An 860-nucleotide genomic window follows, 5' to 3' on the forward strand; every position below is an offset into this window, starting at 1 on the left:
TCACGAAGTTCTCCAGTGCTTAAATCGGGCGCTTTGTAATATCGCTCGCTTTCAAACCAACGGCATTCAACAAGCGTGACCATCCGACGACCGTTTTCAACATCAATGCTCCCTTCATCACTGTAATAATCAAGATCATTATGGTGAACACCTTCATGAGAGCTCCCATCCCTTGCCCAATCTGCACTCAGCTCTGTCCAATGAGATTTGGGAAACATCTGCTTAGCTACTTCTAACGGCTTGCGGTCTACATACCACAAACGTTGTGCATCGGTTAAATTCGGTTGCACTGCCGCACTATCCCAGACCATTTTTAAAGGATCTAAACGCGTAATGACCGGTTCACCATCGAGGCTGTTCTCATAATCAAGGCGGGTATCAGTCCACCCCATTCCACAAATGACAGCATCTTGGAAAGCATCACTATCTGCATATTCAGCATGTGCCATGTCGCGAAACCATTCTGCTGCTCCTGTAAGCAATTCACTTGGCAATGCCTTCCCTATTTGACGAGGAATGAATTGCACTTCTCGCTTATTGTTGCGTTCTGAACCCACAACAGCATTCACAAGCGGAGCAATACGATTAAAAGTCATAACGGGGCGGCGTTGCTTTTTTAACGCCGATAAATCTTCTTCATTCCATTGATCACCATTGTAAAAACCAAAATCCTCCCGCGCATGTTCACGCCATTTGTTCACATGCTCCACATCTTCTTTGTACCAGCTCACAAGCTTACGAAACAAACCTTCATGAGAGAGATCAGATACATTGCTGTCTTTTTCTAAACGTTCATCATCATGCATCATTCTGCCATCCATGAGGTACTCTCATATTCCATTCTGCCGCTATAAGCTGGT

General features: G+C 45.0%; 1 protein-coding gene. It reads right to left on the reverse strand.

The features are described from left to right. The coding region (locus tag ACFIL3_RS10640; RefSeq protein ID WP_375682267.1) for a portal protein at nucleotides 1-821 on the reverse strand (821 nt) is incomplete at its 3' end. Nucleotides 822-860: the final 39 nt, after the last annotated feature.

The organism is Bartonella sp. CE47NXGY (assembly GCF_042195415.1).
Lineage (GTDB): Bacteria > Pseudomonadota > Alphaproteobacteria > Rhizobiales > Rhizobiaceae > Bartonella.